We start from the raw sequence: 17897 nt of genomic DNA, 5'->3' as shown, positions 1-17897 counted from the left end.
ACGGCGTTCAAGATGCGAAGGACCAAGCGCCGAGCGACACGACGCGCGCCGGTGCCCCTCACCCCGACCCTCTCCCCAACGGGGAGAGGGGGCGCGCCGAGTCCGTCGGCATCTCTGAGGGACCGACGAGCGACCGCGCGGAGCTCATCAATGAAACACGGCGCTGGTGGCGGTTCGCGCCGCCGTGGATGATCATGACGGTTGCGGGTGATTTCTTCTTCGACATCGACCTGCTGCTGCTGTCGCCGTTGATGAGTATCGCCGATCTCGCCGTGTTCGGCGTCTGCACAAAGCTGTTCGCGCTGATCGCCTTCGCGGTGTCGGCGGTCTATGCAGTGATGCTGCCGGACATGTTCGCGGCGCGGCGGCAGGACGATCCGGTCGCGTTCCAGCGCAAGGTGATCACCGCCAATCTGCTCGCCGGCGCGATCGCGCTGGGCGCAGGCGTTGCCATGCTGGCCTCAGGCCCGCTGCTGGCGCTGTTCGGCCCGCAGTTTGCGGCGGGCGCGGTGCCGCTGGCGATCCTGTGCGCAGGCCTCGCGCTGCGCTCGGTGCTCGGGCCGTCGGCGCTGGTGCTGTCGCTGCACGACAGGCCCTGGACCAGCCTCTGGCCGGTCGCCCTCGGCCTTGTGCTTCTGGTGCTGCTGAACCGCGCGCTGGTGCCGTCGCATGGCCTCCTCGGCGCGGCGCTCGCAGCCGCAGTCACGGTCGTCGCCTGGTCGGCGCTGCAATGGCTGCTCGCCTTCCGCCACACCGGCACCGACGTCTCGATCTGGCCCTGGCTGAGCCGGGCCCGATTCTAACGTGCGGAACCGTAGCCCGGGCGAGCGGAGCGACCCCGGGGACCTGCGGAGAGTCAGCCCCGCATGGCGCTTCGCTTATGCGGGCTACCGTTCTTCGCTTGACGAGAATCGCCGCCCCAGCAATCGCCTCAGCCCGTACCGCAGCGCGGTGATGCGGCCGAACTGCAGCGGCGGTGCGTAGCCTTCCTCGGTCTTGTTGAACGGCCGCTCCAGCAGCAGGTAGTCCTGGCCGAACAGGTGGTTCTTGAGCAGGGCGGTCTGCGTGAAGCCGAAATGCATCATCACCGCGCGCGATCGTTCGTTCGCCGGCGAGACGAGGCACGACACCTTGTGGAAGCGCCCCTGGTCCCAGTGGCGGATCAGGAAGCCGATCGCCGCCAGCGCGATCGCCGTCTCGCGGAAGCGCGGGTTGATGTAGATCCACACCGCCCACAGCACGCCGCAGTCCGGCAGTTGCAGGATGAAGCCCGCGACCTCGCCGCGATGCATGATCAGCGGGACGTACCACGGGTCGGCGATGATCAGCGCGCGCAGGAACGCCTCGCTCAGCCGCGCCTTCTCGGCGGCCTTGAATGCATCATTGTAGTAGGGTGAGGCATCAATCGCCTCGACGATCAGGCTGCGCAGCAGCGCTACATCATCGAGCGTCGCCGCGCGGATCGTCCGCCCGCCGCCGATCTCCACCGCTGGTGCATCCGCGCCCATGCGGCAGAGGGGTACACCAGAACGGTGACCAAATCGTCAGCAGGGGCCTGTCATTGCGAGCGAAGCGAAGCAATCCAGTCTGCGGTTGCGACAGGCTCAGCGCTGGATTGCCGCGCCGCTTCGCGGCTCGCAATGACGGAGAACACACCTCGCAATGACGCGCAGCTACTTCGCCTGCGGGCTCGGGCGGAACAGCCGGCCGTGCTCGGTCACCAGCACCACGATCAGCGCGAGCAGCGTGCAGGCGAAGAAGCCGGTGGCGAGCGGCACCATGGTGCCGTCGAACGCCTGGCCGATGATGGTTCCGAACACGATGCCGATCAGCGTCGTGATCGAGCCGAACAGCGAGGAGGCGGTGCCGGCGATGTGGCCGAGCGGCACCAGGGCCAGCGAGGTGAAGTTCGAGATCATCAGCCCGAAGGTGAACATCGTCGTCATGGCGAGCGCCATGTAGAGCGGCAGCGGCAGCATGTCGAGGCGGGCGGCGATCATCATGATCAGCGAGGCGGCGATGAAGCCGACGAGCGCCGCGTGCGAGATCACCCGCATGCCGAGCCTGCCGACGATCCGCGCGTTCAGGAAGCCCGCGAACGCGACGCCGAGCGCGATTGCCGCGAAGGCGAGCGGGAAATACTGGCCGAGATGATAGACTTCGGTGAACACCTGCTGCGCCGAGAACACGTAGGCGAACATCGTGCCCATGAGGCAGCCGGCGGCGAGCGCGTAGCCCATCGCCTGGCGGTTGGTCAGCGTTTCGCGGAAGTAGCCGAGCACGTCGCGGATGGCGAGCGACTTTCGCCTGTCCTCCGCCAGCGTCTCCGGCAGGCGCAGCGCGGTCCAGCCGAGGATCAGGAGGCCGAACAGCAGCAGCACCACGAACACGCTGTGCCACTCGTTCGAGGCCAGCATCACCAGCTGCCCGAGCGAAGGCGCCAGCACCGGCACCGAGATGAAGATCATCTGCGCGAGCGACATCACGCTCGCCATCCGCCGGCCTTCGTAGCAGTCGCGCACCACCGAGGTCGCGATCACCCGCGTGGCCGAGGTCGACAGCCCCTGCAGCGCGCGCGCCAGCAGCAGCGTCTCGAAGCTCGGCGCGATCAGCGTCAGCATGCTGGCGATGGCATAGAGTGTCATGCCGCCGATCAGCACCGGGCGGCGGCCGAACCTGTCGGACAGCGGTCCGATCACCACCTGCCCGACGCCGAAGCCGAGCAGGAAGGTGGACAGCACCGTCTGCAGGTGGTTGGCCTCGGTGACATGGAAGGCGGCGCCGATTTCCGGCAGCGCCGGCAGCATCATGTCCATGGCGAGCGGGTTGAGCGCCATGATAGCCGCGACCAGGACGACGAATTCTGCGAAGCCCATCGGGCGATGGGTCGTCGAGACCCACCGGTCGGTAGTTGTATCAGCCAAGGGAAATTTGCCTTTATTTGCAGGTAAATATAGGCGTAATGTTGCAGTGCGAAAACCCTCAAGCGTGCAGGGCTGAGTCCCGCCGCTCGTCGATCACGTCATTGCGAGCACAAAACTGCGGCGTTCCCTCCGCAAGCATTGCCTGCGTCTTCGGCAATTGACGTGTTGGTGAACATTTGCGGACGCCTCTTCCGCACCTCCTGCAACCATGCCAGCTTCAAGTCATGAGCAGATCGATTCCCGCAGTCCCCGCCGAGTACATCATCGCCGCGAACGAAAAGGCCGTCTCCGACCACGAACGTTTCGGGCCCGGCGACGTGCTTGCCTCGGTGACCTCGGCGCTCTCCGGCCAGCTCTCCTCGCAGGAGGTTCTCGACGTCGCCCACCGCATGTTCGCGCTGGTGAATTTCTTAGGCGAAGGCGAGGGCCAGCCCTGGCTGACGGAGCTGAACGGCCAGGACTACGTGCTGCTGGACGACGCCCTCTTCCAGGCCGCCGCCGTCGCCCCCCTCGACGAAACCGAACACGTGCGCGATCTGATCTTCGACAAGGACACCTTCCTGCCGCTCGTCCTCCAATACGCCGAGAGCGAAGGCGAGGCGTAGGCCGTCATTGCAATCACTCGTCATTGCCACTCCGTCATTGCGAGCCGCGAAGCGGCGCGGCAGTCCAGTCTGAGCTCGCCGCAACCGCCGCGCTGGATTGCTTCGCTTCGCTCGCAATGACGGGTGTGGCGTTGCACGGCGACATCTCATTCTCGTCATTGCGAGCCGCGAAGCGGCGCGGCAATCCAGTCTGAGCTCGCCGCAACCGCCGCGCTGGATTGCTTCGCTTCGCTCGCAATGACGGGTGCGGCGTTGCACGGCGACATCTCATTCTCGTCATTGCGAAGGGCGCAGCGACGAAGCAATCCAGTCTGAGCTTGCCGCAACCGCCGCGCTGGATTGCTTCGCTTCGCTCGCAATGACGGGTGTGGCGTTGCACGGCGACATCTCATTCTCGTCATTGCGAGCCGCGGAGCGGCGCGGCAATCCAGTCTGAGCCTGCCGCAGATGCCGCGTTGGATTGCTTCGCTTCGCTCGCAATGACGGGTGTGGCGTTGCACGGCGACATCTCATTCTCGTCATTGCGAGCCGCGAAGCGGCGCGGCAATCCAGTCTGAGCTTGCCGCAACCGCCGCGCTGGATTGCTTCGTCGCTGACGCTCCTCGCAATGACGGCTGAGCCAGCTCTCACGCCTGCACAATCATGAACCCATCGAAGAACGCCGCAAGCTCGCCATGGGCGTCGAGCGGCAGCACGTGGGCGACATACTGGTCGGGCCGCACGACGACGACGCAGCCGGCATCGCGATCGATGCCGCGCATGTCGAAAATGTCGTTGCCGCTCTTCAGGTCCGGACAGAACAGTTTCTCGTAGTCGCGGAGCCCGTAGCGGCCCTTCGCGGGGAGGAGAAGCTCCGGCATCGCTTCAAGCTCCAGCTCGCGATGGCCTTGCTGCAGCACGGCCCGGACATCGATCACCGAATCGATATCGGCATGTGCCGGTGTGTATCTGCGGATCGGCGACTCGGGCGAACCGGCCAGAAAGTCACACAGCGCGCCGAGGCGAGCGAAAGGCGCCTGCCGGTCGGCGAACACGAACAGCCGCCAGCGGCCGTCGGCCCTGGCCGCGTCGCCGAGACGAACCGGCTTGGCGTCGGCCAGACGAATGACCGGCGCCGAGTGGAAGCGCATGCCGATCATAAGGCCCTTGGCCAGATGCTGATGGTCCGGCGCGGCGGTGATCAGCGACGGCTTGTAGAGCGTCGCCGTTCCCGCCGTGTAGCGTCCGTGCCGGATGAAATAGCGCTGCACCTCGGCGGGCTCGACGCCGTCGCGCTCGGTCGCCGATTTCAGCGGTGCGCTCAGCATTTTCGCCCACTCGCGGTCGAAGTCGATCAGCTCCCTGGCGACCGCCTGACGTTCCGCCGAGTAGGTGTGCAGAAGCTTCGGCGCGCACCGGCCTTCCAGCACCGACGCCAATTTCCAGCCGAGGTTGAACGCGTCCTGCATGGAGACGTTCATGCCCTGTCCGGCCTTCGGGCTGTGGGTGTGGCAGGCATCGCCGGCGATGAACACGCGGGGCAGGCGGCTCGCGGCCTCTGCCTCGCCGACGTCGTCGAACTTGTCGCAAAGCCGCTGGCCGATCTCGTACACCGACCACCATGCGACCTCCTTCACGTCGAGCGTGTAGGGACGAAAGATCCGCTGCGCGGCCGCGATCAGGCGGTCGATGGTGATGTTCCGGCTCGAAACCCGTTCGTCGGCGTTGAGCTGGTCGAGCTCGACATAGATGCGAACCAGATAGCCGCCTTCCCGCGGGATCAGCACGATGCTGCCCTCGTGGGCGGACTGGATCAGCGACTTGATGCGGATGTCGGGAAAGTCGGTGACGGCAAGGACATCCATCACGCCCCAGGCCTGGCTGGCGGAATCTCCGCGCAGCTCGCGGCCGAGCGACTGTCGCACGATGCTTCGCGCGCCGTCGCAACCGACCACATAGCGGGCCTTGACCGTTTCGTGCGCGCCATCCGTCCGCTCCAGCTTGACGGTGACGGGATGTGACGGCGCGTCGGCGGCTGCGTCGATGCGCAGGCCGAGCAGGCGGCGGCCGTAATGCGGCTCCAGCCGGCTCGGCGAATGGCGCATGACGTCGAGATAGAAGTCATGGACGCGGGCCTGGTTCAGGATGACGTGCGGAAACTCCGAGAGCCCGTCCTCGACATCCTGGACCCGGCCGTGGCGGACGATGTTGTCCCGCGAGGCGTCGTCCGGTTTCCAGAACGCCGTCTCGTTGACCCAGTACGCTTCCTTCAACACCCGCTCGCTGAAGCCGAAGGCCTCGAACATCTCCATGGTCCGGCAGGCAACGCCGTCGGCCTGGCCGAGCAGCAACGGACCGGATTTCTGCTCGACGATGCACGTTTTGATGTCCGGAAACGCCGCGAGCTGCGCCGCCAGCGTCAGCCCCGCCGGCCCGCAGCCGACGATGAGAACATCGACCTCGCCGGGAAGCGCGTCGGTGCGGGTGGGTGGCTCGGACGGCTCCGAGATCTCCGGATTGCCCGGCCTGAATCCGTTGAGATGGAATTGCATCGGACACGTCCTCCGCAGGTCGATTGTCGATCTTGCCCAGGCAGCAATTCTACTTGGCAGCATCCGGGCAACAACCTCGCAAATGCCGACGCTGCCAGCGCTCACCTTGAGCATGCAAGCGCGCACGCCGCTCACCCGTCATTGCGAACCCGGTATCGCGCTTCGCCGGCGTACCAAAGCTAGCACTTGATTTCCTGTTGCGACCGACGACAATGACGTCGCGCCAGCATTCCGGTCCCAAGCTCTCAATGAAGACGGGGAAAACCCGCGCGGCGACGGCAACATCACTGCTGCGCGGGAGGGTGCCGATATGGCGGTATGGTTCATGCGCTGGCCGCGGTGCTTGCCCTGCGAAGCGTTCACCCTGTTTCACGCCGGAATCGTCACCGACGCCGGAAGATCGGCAAGACCGACAAATGATCGTCGAAACAACGTGTTGCGCACGCGAGGACGTGCGCATGCGTTGAACCGCGGAGGCGCGACAGACTGAAAGGGCTTTCAAGCCGGCGTGAGACCGGCCGCAGGTGCATCACCGAGGGAGGAATGCATGATGAAAGTAACCCGACGTAACGTCCTCAAGAGCAGTACCGCGCTCGTCGGCGGCATGGCCGGCATCCTGGCCACTGGCCGTGCGCCAGCTTTTGCGCAGGGGACGACCGTGCACTGGTTGCGCTGGAACGATTTTGTTCCGGCCTCGGATACGCTGCTGCGGCGCGAAATGCTGCCCGAAGCCGAGAAGGCGCTGGGCGTCAAGATCAACTTCGAGACCGTGAACGCCAACGATCTGCAGCCGCGTATCACCTCCGCCATCCAGTCGGGCTCCGGTCCGGACCTGATCATGCTCAACAACAATCATCCGCAGCTCTACGCGGCGAGTTGCGTGGACATGACGGACGTGGTGGAGCCGCTCGCCAAGGCCGAGGGCGCCCACTACGCGCTCGTCCAGGCCAACTCGAACGACGGCAAGAAGTGGATATCGATGCCGTGGGCCATCATCGGTGGCATGATCGCCTATCGTAAATCGTGGTTCGAAGAGGCGGGCGCCTCCTCCTTCCCGGACACCTGGGAGAAGTACCGCGAGGTCGGCAAGGCGCTCAAAGCCAAGGGCCGCCCGATTGGTCAGACGCTCGGTCACACCTTCGGCGATGCCCCGACGTTCGCCTATCCCTACCTGTGGTCGTGGGGCGGCAAGGAAGTCGACGAAAGCGGCAAGGTGGTCATCAACAGCAAGGAGACGGTCGACTCGGTCAAGTTCATGACCGGTTTCTGGAAGGACGCGCACGACGAGGGCGGCCTTGCCTGGGACGACACCAATAACAACCGCGCGTTCCTTTCGCAGACCATTTCGGCGACGCTCAACGGCGCTTCGATCTATATCGAGTCGCTGCGCAATCCCGACAGGTACATCAGCGAGAAGGGCGCGCAGCTGAAAACCGACATCTTGCACGCGGCGTTGCCGAAGGGCCCGGCCGGCCAGTTCTCCATGCACACTTACCACTCGCATGTGCTGCCGACCTACTCGAAGAACGCGAAGGCCGCCAAGGATTTCCTGCGCTGGGCGCACTCGAAGCCCGTGTACGAGAAGTGGTTCGTGTCGCAGAAGGGTTTCGCCACGCCGTGCACACCCGAGTGGGAAAAGCACAAGGTGTGGACTGAGGATCCGGTCATGGAGCCCTACAAGATCGCGGGAAGGCTCGCACGCACACCCGGCTTCGCCGGCCCGGCCGACGCGAAAGCGGCCGAGGTGCTCTCCAAGTACATCGTCACCGATATGTACGCGAAGGCTGCGCAAGGCATGCCGGCGGAAGACGCCGTCAAGTGGGCTGAAAGCGAACTGAAGAAGATCTACGTTTAAACCCGCACGCGCAGCGGTGCAGGTGGATGCACAGTGGCGGCCGAGTGTGCCGGGGCGCGTAGGGTTGATTGGTCGCGCGGTCGCCACCGGGAGGCGGCGCGATCCAGGACCGGGCGTGCTGCGTTCGCGTGCCGGACGAAACCAGGATTTCGGGAGCTTCAGGACATGGTTTTAGGACATGGTGGTAGCTGAAACCCAAGTCTACATGCCGCAGGCGCCGCGAACCAGGCAGCGGTTGCTTGAGGACGAGCGCTGGCTCGCGTTCGTGCTGTTGGTGCCGACCATGGTGCTGCTCGGCATGTTCATCGCTTATCCTTTCGTGCGCGGCATCCTGCTTTCAGTGACCAATTCGCGTGTGGGCGTGCCCGGCGACTTCGTCGGTTTGGCCAACTACTACAAGATCTGGAATGACGGGATCTTTCACACCTCCGTCTACAACACCTTCCTCTATACGGGGGTGACGACCGTCTTCAAGCTGGCGCTCGGGCTGTGGCTGGCCCTGCTGCTCAACCGCAATTTCCGCGGCAAGGCCTTCACCCGCGCTTTCATCCTGCTGCCCTTCATCATTCCGACCGTACTGTCGACGTTCGCCTGGAAGTGGATGTTCGACCCGACGTTCAGCGTTCTCAACTGGCTCTTCTACCATCTCAACCTGATCAGCGGCCGCATCAACTGGCTGGGCGATCCGGATCTCGCCATGATTTCGATCATCGTGGTCAACGTCTGGCGCGGCGTGCCGTTCTTCGCCATCAGCCTGCTCGCGGGGCTGCAGACCATCAGTCCCGAGCTCAACGAGGCCGCCGCCATCGACGGCGCCAAGCCCCGGCAGCGGTTCTGGTACATCACCTGGCCGCTGCTGCTGCCCGTGACGATGGTCGTGGTGCTGTTCTCGATCATTCAGACGTTCGCCGACTTTCAGATCGTCTATGTGATGACCGGCGGCGGCCCGGCCAATGCGACGCATCTGTTCGCCACCTACGCCTATCAGATCGGTGTCGGCACCGGCCTTCTGAGCGAGGGCGCCGCGATCTCGCTCGCCATGTTTCCGATCCTGTTCCTGGTCGTCATTGTCCAGCTTCTTTATATCCGCCGCGTGGAGGTCCGCTGAGCCATGATCGAAGGCGCGATATGGAGAAAGTGGGCGTTCTTCTACCTTCCCATGGCCCTGTTCCTGCTTTTCCTGCTGTTCCCATTCTACTGGATGGTGATCACCTCGGTGCGGCCCGATGGCGAGCTGTACCGGCCCTGGAATTCGGTCAACTACAATCCGTTCTGGACCTGGAATCCGACCTGGGATCACGTCAGGTACCTGTTCGAGGAGACGCTGTTCGCAGCGTGGCTCTGGAACACGATGTTCATCGCGCTCGTGTCCACCGCCATCTCGCTCGTGTGCGGTGTGTTTGCCGGCTATGCGCTGTCGCGGCTGAACTTTCCATTCGCCGGCAGTCTCGGCACCGGCATCTTCATCACCTACCTGGTGCCGCAGACGCTGCTGTTCATTCCGCTGGCCGAGATCATCCGCAACTATCGGCTGGGTGACACGCCGTGGTCGCTGATCCTGACCTATCCGACCTTCCTCATTCCGTTCTGTACCTGGCTGATGATGGGCTACTTCAAGGCGGTGCCCAAGGAGCTGGAGGAATGTGCGCGCATCGACGGTGCCTCGCGCTGGCAGGCGATGCTCTACATTGTCATCCCGGTGGCGATCCCGGGCATTCTCTCGGCCGGCATCTTCGCTTTCACGCTGTCGTGGAACGAGTTCATCTATGCGCTCGTCTTCCTGTCGTCGCCTGAGCAGAAGACGGTGCCGGTCGGCGTCACCTCGGAGCTGATCCGCGGCGACGTGTTCTTCTGGGGACCGCTGATGGCGGGCGCCCTGCTGGGGTCGATACCGGTCGCCATCGCCTATTCGTTTTTCGTCGAGCACTACGTCGCGGGGTTGACCGGATCGGTAAAGGGCTGACGGCCGGGATTGCCGGCATTGGAAAACGCGCATGCGGACATGCGGATAGACCGTTGGGAGGCAGTTGGAGCGAATGGGACAGGTCGTCCTCAAGGGCATCAACAAGTTCTATGACAGCGTGCATGCTGTCAAAGACGTCAATCTGCAGATCCGCGACAAGGAGTTCGTGGTGTTCGTCGGGCCGTCGGGCTGCGGCAAGACGACGACGCTGCGGATGATCGCCGGGCTCGAAGCCATCAGCTCCGGCGACATCTCCATCGACGGAAGCGTGGTCAACGGCCTCGCGCCCATGGACCGCGACATCGCCATGGTGTTCCAGAACTACGCGCTCTACCCGCACATGAGCGTGTACGACAACATGGCGTTCGGCCTGAAGATGCGCAAATTCACCAGGCCCGAGATTGACCGGCGCGTGCGGGACGCGGCCGACATCCTCGGCATCGGCGAATTGCTGAAGCGCAAGCCGCGCCAGCTTTCCGGCGGCCAGCGCCAGCGCGTGGCGCTAGGCCGGGCCATCGTGCGCCATCCCCGCGTGTTCCTGTTCGACGAGCCGCTGTCGAACCTCGATGCCAAGCTGCGGGTGCAGATGCGCGTCGAGCTGAAGAAGCTGCACCTGCGTCTCGGCACCACCGCCATCTACGTGACCCACGATCAGGTCGAGGCCATGACGCTGGGCGACCGGGTTGTCGTCATGAAGGACGGCGTGGTGCAGCAGGTGGGGGAGCCGCTCGAGCTGTACAATCGACCGGCCAACAAGTTCGTCGCCGGGTTCATCGGCTCTCCGACCATGAACTTTGCCACCGTGACGGTGACCGAGGCGAACGGATCGCTGATCGCCGAGAACGCCGGCTTGCGCATCAGGCTGCCGGACGGGACCGCGCGCCGCCTCCGCGGCCATATCGGCCACAAGGTCACGCTCGGCGTGCGTCCGGAGGACCTCACCGTGGCGGGCGCCGCGGATCCCGATCACCCCTGCTTCGACGCCGTGATCGAGGTGGTCGAGCAACTCGGGTCGGAAATCCTGCTAGATATGAAGGTCGGGCAGGATGTCATGGTGGCGAGCGTCGAGCCGACGGTGCGGGTGAACGTGCGCGACAAGCTGCGCCTTGCCATGCGCCCTTCCAGTCTTCACGTTTTCGACGTGAAGACCGAGGAGGCGATCTGACAACGAAGAGCCGGCCATGACGAACAAAGGCGTCACGCGCGCGGCCGAAGCAGTCCGGGCGGTTGCGTTCCTGACCGGCTTGCCCTTCAATCGCGGGCAAACAATCCCGGGGAGGACAACGCATGACCCGTCTCGCAGGCAAGGTGGCCATCATTACCGGCGGCGGCTCCGGCATCGGCCGCGCCTCAGTGCGCCTGTTCGCCGCCGAAGGCGCGAAGGTGGTCGTTGCGGAGCTCAACGAGCAACTCGGCGAGACGAGCGCGGCGGAAGCCGGTGAGGCCGCGCGTTTCATCCGCACGGACGTGACCGATGAAGACAGCGTCAAGGCCATGGTCGCCCGCACGCGCGAAAGCTTCGGCCGCATCGACGTGCTGCTCAACTGTGCCGGCGGCTCGGTGATGGAGGACAGGCCGGTCGCGGACGTCGACCTGTCGGTCTGGGACCGCACGATCGCGCTGGACATGAAGGGCCCGTTCCTGTGCTGCCGCCATGTCATCCCGCTGATGGTCGCGCAAGGGCAGGGCAGCGTCGTCAACTTCTCGTCCGTCGTCGCGCTGCGCGGCAACCACTACGCCCATGTCTACACCTCGGCGAAGGGCGGCATCATCGCCTTCACCCAGGCGCTCGCCGGCGCCTATTCGCCGAAGGGCATCCGCGCCAACGCCATCTGCCCCGGCGTGATCCTGACCGACCGCGTCAAGAGCCGCTTCGTCGACGGCAACGCCATCCGCTTCGGCGGCATGGACAACCTCACCCAGCGCTACCCCTTCGGCGTCGGCCCGCCGGAGGACATCGCCAACGTGGCGCTGTTCCTGGCCTCGGACGAGTCGCGCATGGTGAACGGCGCAGCGATCCCGGCGGAAGGCGGCATGTCGGCGTATTGAGGCCCCGTCATTGCGTGGCAGAGCCGTTCGAAACCCGTCATTGCGAGGCGCGTAGCGCCGAAGCAATCCAGCCGCGCGAAGCGCGCAAAAAACGCGGCATCCACGTCCGGCTCAGACTGGATTGCCGCGCAGCCACAGGCAAGCGAGGCGACGCCGTTCTTCGAACGGCTATGGCTCGCAATGACGGCTGGGAGTGTCACCCTCCTCCCGCGAGCGAAGCTCGTGGTGGGGAGGGTCGCACGGTTCTGCTCGAAGAGCGGAGCCGTGCGGGGTGGGGGGCTGCTGACTCTCCTCATTCGACGCGTTCAATGCGGAAACTCAGCATGCCCCCCACCCCGCCCGGCTTCGCTTTCGCGAATCCGGCCGACCCTCCCCACCACTCGCTACGCTGCGCTTCGCGAGCGGGAGGAGGGTGGGAGCGCGCGACCTTCCCCCGCCGCTACCCGATCCGCACCCGCGCAGGATCGATCGGCCGAAGCCGCGCAGGATCGAACGGCGCCAGATCCGTCGCCGCCGCCTCGCCCTCAACAACCAGCTCAGCCACCGCCTCTCCCGTGGCGGGCGCGTTGAGGATGCCCCAGACGTTGTGGCCGGTGGCGATATAGGCGCCGTCACTCCCGGGGATCTTGCCGATCAGCGGCAGTCCGTCCTGCGTCACCGGGCGAAAGCAGGCCTGGCGGGCAACGATCCTGTCGGCGCGGAACGCCGGTGACAACCGCTCGCAGAGCGCCTGAAGTTTTGCCATCGTGCCGTGGTCTGGCGCCACAGCGGCAGGATCGAGCGGGAGCGGGCTCTCGCCGGAAAAGGCGCAGACATGCGTGGTGCCGTCGGCCCGCGGGAAGACTTCGACCGTGACGGTGTTTCCGCCGTCGTCCTCGGTGTCGAGAAACAGCGCCTCGGCCGGAACGTCCTTGCCCGTGTCGTAGACCAGGCTCGGACTCTGCTGGCCGAAGACCGGCGGAATCCGCAGCCATTGCGCGGCCTGCAGCGACCAGGGTCCCATGGCGATGACGATGGCGTCGGCCCGGATGGTTTCGCCGTCAACAACGACGCCTTCTACGTTTCCATTGTCGCTGCGGGCGATCCCGGTGACCTGACCGTGATGCACTCTGGCGCCATGCTGCTCGGCGGCGTGCATCATGGCCAGCGTGAACGATCCCGGGTGGACGATCGCTGTCGTGTCCGTCGTGCTCAGTTGCCCGGCGATGACGATGCCGTCGGACAGCCAGTTGAGGCCGGCCGCCGCGTGCCGGCGCCTGTCACCTTCGCCAACGATGAGACCGCTGTACGCGGTCATGCGCTGATAGCCCCAGTCGCCGCCGAGGTCCTCGCGCAAGCTTGCATGCAGCGCAAAGCTTCGTCGTGCGAGCGCATCGAGCGGGCTGCCGGCGCACCAGTCGCGCGCCAGAAAGCCTCCGGCCTTGCCCGAGGCGGCGCACGCGACGCCTGTGCGTTCAACGACGGTCACGCCGACCCCGCGGCGCGCCAGGAAATAGGCGATGCAGGCGCCGACGACACCACCGCCGCAGATCACAACATGCATCGGTCCGCACCTTTCGTTGTCCTCCACGCCTCGGCCTGCCTCTCCCTGTGCGCTAATCTTGCTGTGTCACGCACTCTGCCTTCATCCGCCCTCATCCTGAGGAGCCTGCGCAGATAGGCGCGCTGCACACACGGACCATGAATTATACCTGTACAGGGCATGTCATGGAGACGGTCTAAGTTGGTCGCTGGTGCGAGACGGATTCCGCTCCGCCGCCCGCAACTCTGAAATTACCCCTCATCCTGAGGAGCCCACCGAAGGTGGGCGTCTCGAAGGATGGAGGCCCGGGACGAGACCACACCTGTTGAAGCGCCTCGGCCTCGCCCTTCGAGACGCGCTTCGCGCTCCTCAGGGTGAGGGTTTTGAGACACGTCACTCTGAGAGCGTGTTCATGGATAGGGGAAACGTTAGAGAACTCTCCAATCCTGAATTTGTGACGCATTAACATTAAAGAGGGTCGCCGGCGCATACCGACATAATGATATAGTCGACTGCCCGGCAATGGCCCTGGTGAGAAGCAGTTTGCGCGTCAGCGAGAAGGTGGACCGATGCGGATTGCAGTCTTTGGAACAGGTGGCGCCGGCGGCTACTTTGGGGCGCAACTCGCGATCGCCGGAGAAGATGTCGTCTTCATCGCCCGGGGTGATCACCTTCGCGCCATCAAGTCGACGGGTCTGCGCCTCGAGACGCCGTCCGGTGAAACCGCCATTCGCGCAACGGCGACCGATCAACCGGCCGAGATCGGCCATGTGGACGCCGTGCTTGTCGGCGTGAAGGCCTGGCAGGTTGCCGCCGCCGCCAGCGCCATCCGTCCGCTGGTCGGTCCCGACACGGTTGTCGTGCCCTTGCAGAACGGCGTCGAGGCCGCCGGCGAACTGGCCGCCGTGTTGGGGCCTGCAACGCTCGGCGGCCTGTGCGGCACGTTGAGCTTTGTGGCAGGCCCCGGTCATATCAGGAGCGTCGGCGGACAGAACTACATCAAGTTCGGCGAGCGGGACAACCAGCCCACGGAACGGGTCCGGCGCCTGCGGGACTGCTTCGCGCATGCGAAGATTTCAGTGGAGGTCCCCGCCGACATCGCCAAGGCGTTGTGGGACAAGTTCCTGATGGTGACCTCGTTCGGCGGTGTGGGCGCGATCACGCGCGCGCCGATCGGGGTGACGCGCGCCGTTCCGGAGACGCGCAGGTTGCTGGAGCAGTGCGTGCAGGAAGCGATGGCGGTGGCGAAAGCCCGCGGCATTCCGATGGCGGAGACGACCGTCTCCGACACGATGAAATTCTATGACGGTCTGCCGACGAACGGCACCACGTCGCTCCAGCGCGACATCGTAGACGGAAAGATGAGCGAGCTGGACTACTGGAACGGAGCCGTCGTGCGTCTCGGGCGCGAGGCCGCCGTGCCGACGCCGACCAATGAATTCATCTATGACTGCCTGCTACCGCATGAATTGCGGGCACGCGGGAAGATCGAGTTTTCCTGATGTCGGGTCTGCACCTTGAGACATGCCTACGGTATTGGGCAATCTCAGCTTTCAGCGGTAATCCGGAAGCCAATTTATTCACACCATGATCCCGTCGCGTCCTGTCAATTGACAGCGTTTCGTGCCCGGATCATTCTACCCGTAAGGTAGATACGACCTGCTGCTTGCGCCCCAACGGGGACGGTGAACGTATCATTGGTCTTTCATAGCCCTTTGCCCGAACGAACGGGTCAGCAACGCAAGCTCCTGGCACTTCTGTTTCGTTCAAGCAAAGGATGAAAGATCATGCGCGATTTTCGCGATGCCAAGGCCATGGCGCACACGCTCCGGGCGCTCCTCGCGGACCACGGTGTGACGATCAGCAACAGCCAGAGTCTTGAACTGATCGCCAAGGCGTTCGGTGTTGCCGATTGGAACACACTCGCTGCTACAATTCGCGCATCATCGCGAGTCGAGGCCGCGAAGCCGCCGGCGACAATCGAGACGCCGATCAGGCCGCAGGCACTGCGGTTTGCTACCGAGCTTGAACGCACTCTACAGCGCGCCCTCGGCTACAGCGATGCGCGTAGACAGCAGTATACGACGCTGGAGCATTTCCTGCTGGCGCTGATAGATGATGCGGATGCTTCGAGGGTGATGCTGGCCTGCGCTGTCGACCTTGCGGTGCTTCGGCAAGATCTGACCGATTACATCGACAACGAGTTGCAAGCCATCGTGGTCGAAACGGGAGCATCCTCCGGCGGCACGCGACTAACGGCGGCGTTTCAGCGCGTGATGCAGCGCACGGAGGCACACGCCGAGCAGATGGGTCAGCAGGAAGTCACCGGCGCAAATGTGATGGTCGTGATCTTTGCCGAGCGGTTAAGCCCCGCAGTGCGCCGGCTCCACAATCAAGACATGACCGCCGAAGATGCGGCGTACATGGTCGAACGTGGTATTGCCAAGCGAGACGGCGCAGCTGCGCCCTGATTAATGCAAGGGTTCTGCACGATTTTTGGGGATTTCGCTAGCTGGCACCAAGCGGACGCGCCATCCGGTGCGACGCATGTCCGCTGAGGAAAGCAAAGCGGACTCGGCGCAGAGATGACGTCAAGGCGGCTCATGACCCCAAGCCGACATATGCGGTTCGCAAAGGGCACCTTCTTAGGAGACTCATTCTAAAAGCCCATCAAGTAAAGGAGATAGACGAGCGCAATGACCGAATCCCCAGTAGCAATCGCAGTCGTGACTGGCCGGTTGCGTAGGGATGTGCCGAGCACACCAGCGCCTAAAGCGAACTTTTCAACCGCAGCAACAACCATGGCCGGGTCGCGAACCGCGGGATGAAATGCCGCATAGATGAGCAATAGCCCGATCAAGAAGATGAGCAGGCCCCAGTGACGGGCTAGGGCTATGCTGACCATTTCAGCCGGCACCACACCGCAAACCACGCGAAGCACGGAAGCGGGAGCGATGAACTGAATTAGCGCGATCGCCGTGGCAGCACCGGTGACAATCAGAATGATTTCAATGTGCGCGTTGATCACGTTGCTCCTCCTTTGAGACTTCCGCCCGTCCCTAGCAGCTCATCGGCAAATCTAATCGAGCTTTGTGTGCGTGGCGAGCAGGGCCAGCCCATGACGAGCCGCGCAATTCAGCGAGCAGCGTTGCCTGGCTTGTTGCCTGGCTCCGACCAATGTCTGCAGTTGGCCCTAAGCGGACATGGCCAGCGGACCATAACTTTCGATCGAATTTCCGCGCTTCCGGCGATTGGTCGGGCTGACGATGTCCGCTCATCGCGTAAAGCAAACTTAGCGCCTGCGTGCGTCGAAGTACGGGAAAGACCCACAAGCGACATGGAGCCGACGGGAAAGCGTTGGAACGGGCTGCATTTCCAAAACACACCTGTCGGATGCGCCGAGGTGATCATAGCAGAGGGCCTTCGCCGCAACGCGAAGTCGCTCACGGCTTCGTTTCGCCTCTTCGCAATGACGGTTTAGACGATCTTCTCCCGCAGCCCCGCGATCGTCTCCAGATTGCGCTCGTGATCGCCGGTGAAGCGAAGAACGAGGTGGGAGCAGCCGCCGCGCACATATTCGTTGAGCCACTCGGCGACGCCCGACGCCGGGCCGGCGTAGCCCATCTGGCGCTTGCGCAGCACCGCCGCCGGCTGGCCGTAGTAGGCCTCGAGAAAATGATCGAGCTTGTCATTGGCGCGCCTGGCGTCGTCGTCGAGCACGATGTTGAGATACATGCTGCCGACGAGCGCGTCGGCGTTGCGGCCGGCCGCGCGCGCGATGTCCTTGATCTCTCGCCACTGACGACCCCATTGCGCCGCGTCCGGGGCGATCGGCATCCAGCCGTCGAAATGGCGCCCGGCGCGCTCGATGCTCGCGGGCAGCGAGCCGCCGACCCACAGCGGCGGGCCGCCGGGCCTGTTGGGCGTCGGCCCGAGCACTGCGCCCTCGACCTTCCAGCGCCCGTCCCAGTCGACCGGCTTGCCGCTCCACAGCGCGCGCATGAGGCGCAGCCCTTCCAGCATGCGCCCGACGCGCTTTTCGAACGGCACGCCGGCGGCGATGAATTCCGCGCGTATGTTGGGCACGTCGGCGGCGATGCCGACGCCGAGGATGAGCCGCCCCTCGGCGACCTGATCAAGGGTCGCGACCTGATGCGCGAGCAGCACTGGATTGTGCAGCGCCGGCAACAGCACCGCAGTGCCGACCTGAACTCGCTTGAGCCGCGCCGCAATTGCCGTCATCAAGGTGAGCGGCTCGTGGCGCGGCCGCGCAAACAGCGAATCCCCGACCCAGATGGCGTCGAAGCCGAGCCGCTCCGCCCGCGCCGCGAGATCGAGCAAGGGTGCCGTCGCCGGTTCGCCCGCCATGATTTTCTCACGCGTAGGCAGCAGATATCCGAGGCAGGTCGGCATGGGTGTCTCCGGTGATTGCGATCCGTCAGCGAGCG

15 protein-coding genes are annotated in these 17897 nt (G+C 64.5%); 9 read left to right on the top strand and 6 right to left on the bottom strand.

Annotated features, from left to right (window positions below; genetic code table 11):
• The coding region (locus RCO31_RS23510; protein ID WP_308970940.1) for a polysaccharide biosynthesis C-terminal domain-containing protein at window positions 1-803 on the top strand (803 nt) is incomplete at its 5' end.
• A gap of 84 nt (window positions 804-887) precedes the next feature.
• Here RCO31_RS23510 and RCO31_RS23505 read toward each other — a convergent pair.
• Together RCO31_RS23505 and RCO31_RS23500 are read right to left on the bottom strand one after the other, a co-directional pair.
• Window positions 888-1487 carry a GNAT family protein gene (locus RCO31_RS23505; RefSeq protein WP_308970939.1) on the bottom strand — a complete coding sequence of 200 codons (600 nt, stop codon included), beginning with the start codon at window positions 1485-1487 and terminating at the stop codon, window positions 888-890.
• Between the two features lie 186 nt (window positions 1488-1673).
• A complete protein-coding gene (locus tag RCO31_RS23500) occupies window positions 1674-2924 on the bottom strand; it encodes a multidrug effflux MFS transporter (RefSeq protein ID WP_308970938.1) in 1251 nt (416 codons plus the stop codon).
• Between the two features lie 224 nt (window positions 2925-3148).
• Between RCO31_RS23500 and RCO31_RS23495 the strand changes: the two genes are divergently transcribed.
• Window positions 3149-3529, top strand: coding sequence for a hypothetical protein (locus RCO31_RS23495; protein WP_308970937.1), 381 nt, complete (start codon window positions 3149-3151; stop codon window positions 3527-3529).
• Between the two features lie 626 nt (window positions 3530-4155).
• On the opposite strand, the gene RCO31_RS23490 is transcribed toward RCO31_RS23495, so the two are convergent.
• Window positions 4156-6060, bottom strand: coding sequence for an FAD-binding monooxygenase (locus RCO31_RS23490; protein WP_308970936.1), 1905 nt, complete (start codon window positions 6058-6060; stop codon window positions 4156-4158).
• A gap of 547 nt (window positions 6061-6607) precedes the next feature.
• On the opposite strand from RCO31_RS23490, the gene RCO31_RS23485 reads away from it, so the two are divergent.
• From RCO31_RS23485 to RCO31_RS23465, 5 genes are all read left to right on the top strand, one after another.
• Window positions 6608-7915: an extracellular solute-binding protein gene (locus RCO31_RS23485; protein ID WP_308970935.1), complete on the top strand. Its 1308-nt coding sequence runs from the start codon at window positions 6608-6610 to the stop codon at window positions 7913-7915.
• A gap of 178 nt (window positions 7916-8093) precedes the next feature.
• Entirely contained in the window at window positions 8094-9023 is a 930-nt protein-coding gene (locus tag RCO31_RS23480; protein ID WP_308970934.1) for a sugar ABC transporter permease, read from the top strand.
• A gap of 3 nt (window positions 9024-9026) precedes the next feature.
• Window positions 9027-9878 carry a carbohydrate ABC transporter permease gene (locus tag RCO31_RS23475; protein ID WP_308970933.1) on the top strand — a complete coding sequence of 284 codons (852 nt, stop codon included), beginning with the start codon at window positions 9027-9029 and terminating at the stop codon, window positions 9876-9878.
• A gap of 73 nt (window positions 9879-9951) precedes the next feature.
• The gene (locus RCO31_RS23470) at window positions 9952-11043 is read left to right on the top strand and encodes a sn-glycerol-3-phosphate ABC transporter ATP-binding protein UgpC (RefSeq protein WP_308970932.1); all 1092 of its coding nucleotides are present in this window, start codon (window positions 9952-9954) and stop codon (window positions 11041-11043) included.
• 122 nt (window positions 11044-11165) lie between these two features.
• Window positions 11166-11927 carry an SDR family oxidoreductase gene (locus RCO31_RS23465; RefSeq protein ID WP_308970931.1) on the top strand — a complete coding sequence of 254 codons (762 nt, stop codon included), beginning with the start codon at window positions 11166-11168 and terminating at the stop codon, window positions 11925-11927.
• 439 nt (window positions 11928-12366) lie between these two features.
• Here RCO31_RS23465 and RCO31_RS23460 read toward each other — a convergent pair whose 3' ends face one another.
• Window positions 12367-13470 carry an FAD-dependent oxidoreductase gene (locus tag RCO31_RS23460; RefSeq protein WP_308970930.1) on the bottom strand — a complete coding sequence of 368 codons (1104 nt, stop codon included), beginning with the start codon at window positions 13468-13470 and terminating at the stop codon, window positions 12367-12369.
• 548 nt (window positions 13471-14018) lie between these two features.
• Between RCO31_RS23460 and RCO31_RS23455 the strand changes: the two genes are divergently transcribed.
• Both RCO31_RS23455 and RCO31_RS23450 read left to right on the top strand, forming a co-directional pair.
• Window positions 14019-14951, top strand: a complete 933-nt coding sequence (locus tag RCO31_RS23455) for a 2-dehydropantoate 2-reductase (protein ID WP_308970929.1) — start codon at window positions 14019-14021, stop codon at window positions 14949-14951.
• Between the two features lie 285 nt (window positions 14952-15236).
• The gene (locus RCO31_RS23450) at window positions 15237-15920 is read left to right on the top strand and encodes a glyoxalase superfamily protein (protein ID WP_308970928.1); all 684 of its coding nucleotides are present in this window, start codon (window positions 15237-15239) and stop codon (window positions 15918-15920) included.
• Between the two features lie 188 nt (window positions 15921-16108).
• Here RCO31_RS23450 and RCO31_RS23445 read toward each other — a convergent pair whose 3' ends face one another.
• Window positions 16109-16477 carry a hypothetical protein gene (locus tag RCO31_RS23445; protein WP_308970927.1) on the bottom strand — a complete coding sequence of 123 codons (369 nt, stop codon included), beginning with the start codon at window positions 16475-16477 and terminating at the stop codon, window positions 16109-16111.
• Window positions 16478-16926: 449 nt separating this feature from the next.
• Window positions 16927-17862, bottom strand: a complete 936-nt coding sequence (locus tag RCO31_RS23440) for an LLM class flavin-dependent oxidoreductase (protein ID WP_308970926.1) — start codon at window positions 17860-17862, stop codon at window positions 16927-16929.
• Window positions 17863-17897 lie beyond the last annotated feature (35 nt).

The sequence above is a fragment of the Bradyrhizobium sp. LHD-71 genome (assembly GCF_031157255.1).
Lineage (GTDB): Bacteria > Pseudomonadota > Alphaproteobacteria > Rhizobiales > Xanthobacteraceae > P52-10.
This window is presented reverse-complemented; position numbering and strand designations above follow the sequence as displayed.

Bases quoted from the DNA above. Each gene is read 5' to 3' on its own strand.
- RCO31_RS23450 (WP_308970928.1), top strand. From the start codon at position 15,237: ATGCGCGATTTTCGCGATGCCAAGGCCATGGCGCACACGCTCCGGGCG.
- RCO31_RS23470 (WP_308970932.1), top strand. From the start codon at position 9,952: ATGGGACAGGTCGTCCTCAAGGGCATCAACAAGTTCTATGACAGCGTG.
- RCO31_RS23460 (WP_308970930.1), bottom strand. From the start codon at position 13,470: ATGCATGTTGTGATCTGCGGCGGTGGTGTCGTCGGCGCCTGCATCGCC.
- RCO31_RS23480 (WP_308970934.1), top strand. From the start codon at position 8,094: ATGGTGGTAGCTGAAACCCAAGTCTACATGCCGCAGGCGCCGCGAACC.
- RCO31_RS23490 (WP_308970936.1), bottom strand. From the start codon at position 6,060: ATGCAATTCCATCTCAACGGATTCAGGCCGGGCAATCCGGAGATCTCG.
- RCO31_RS23440 (WP_308970926.1), bottom strand. From the start codon at position 17,862: ATGCCGACCTGCCTCGGATATCTGCTGCCTACGCGTGAGAAAATCATG.
- RCO31_RS23475 (WP_308970933.1), top strand. From the start codon at position 9,027: ATGATCGAAGGCGCGATATGGAGAAAGTGGGCGTTCTTCTACCTTCCC.
- RCO31_RS23455 (WP_308970929.1), top strand. From the start codon at position 14,019: ATGCGGATTGCAGTCTTTGGAACAGGTGGCGCCGGCGGCTACTTTGGG.
- RCO31_RS23485 (WP_308970935.1), top strand. From the start codon at position 6,608: ATGATGAAAGTAACCCGACGTAACGTCCTCAAGAGCAGTACCGCGCTC.
- RCO31_RS23495 (WP_308970937.1), top strand. From the start codon at position 3,149: ATGAGCAGATCGATTCCCGCAGTCCCCGCCGAGTACATCATCGCCGCG.
- RCO31_RS23465 (WP_308970931.1), top strand. From the start codon at position 11,166: ATGACCCGTCTCGCAGGCAAGGTGGCCATCATTACCGGCGGCGGCTCC.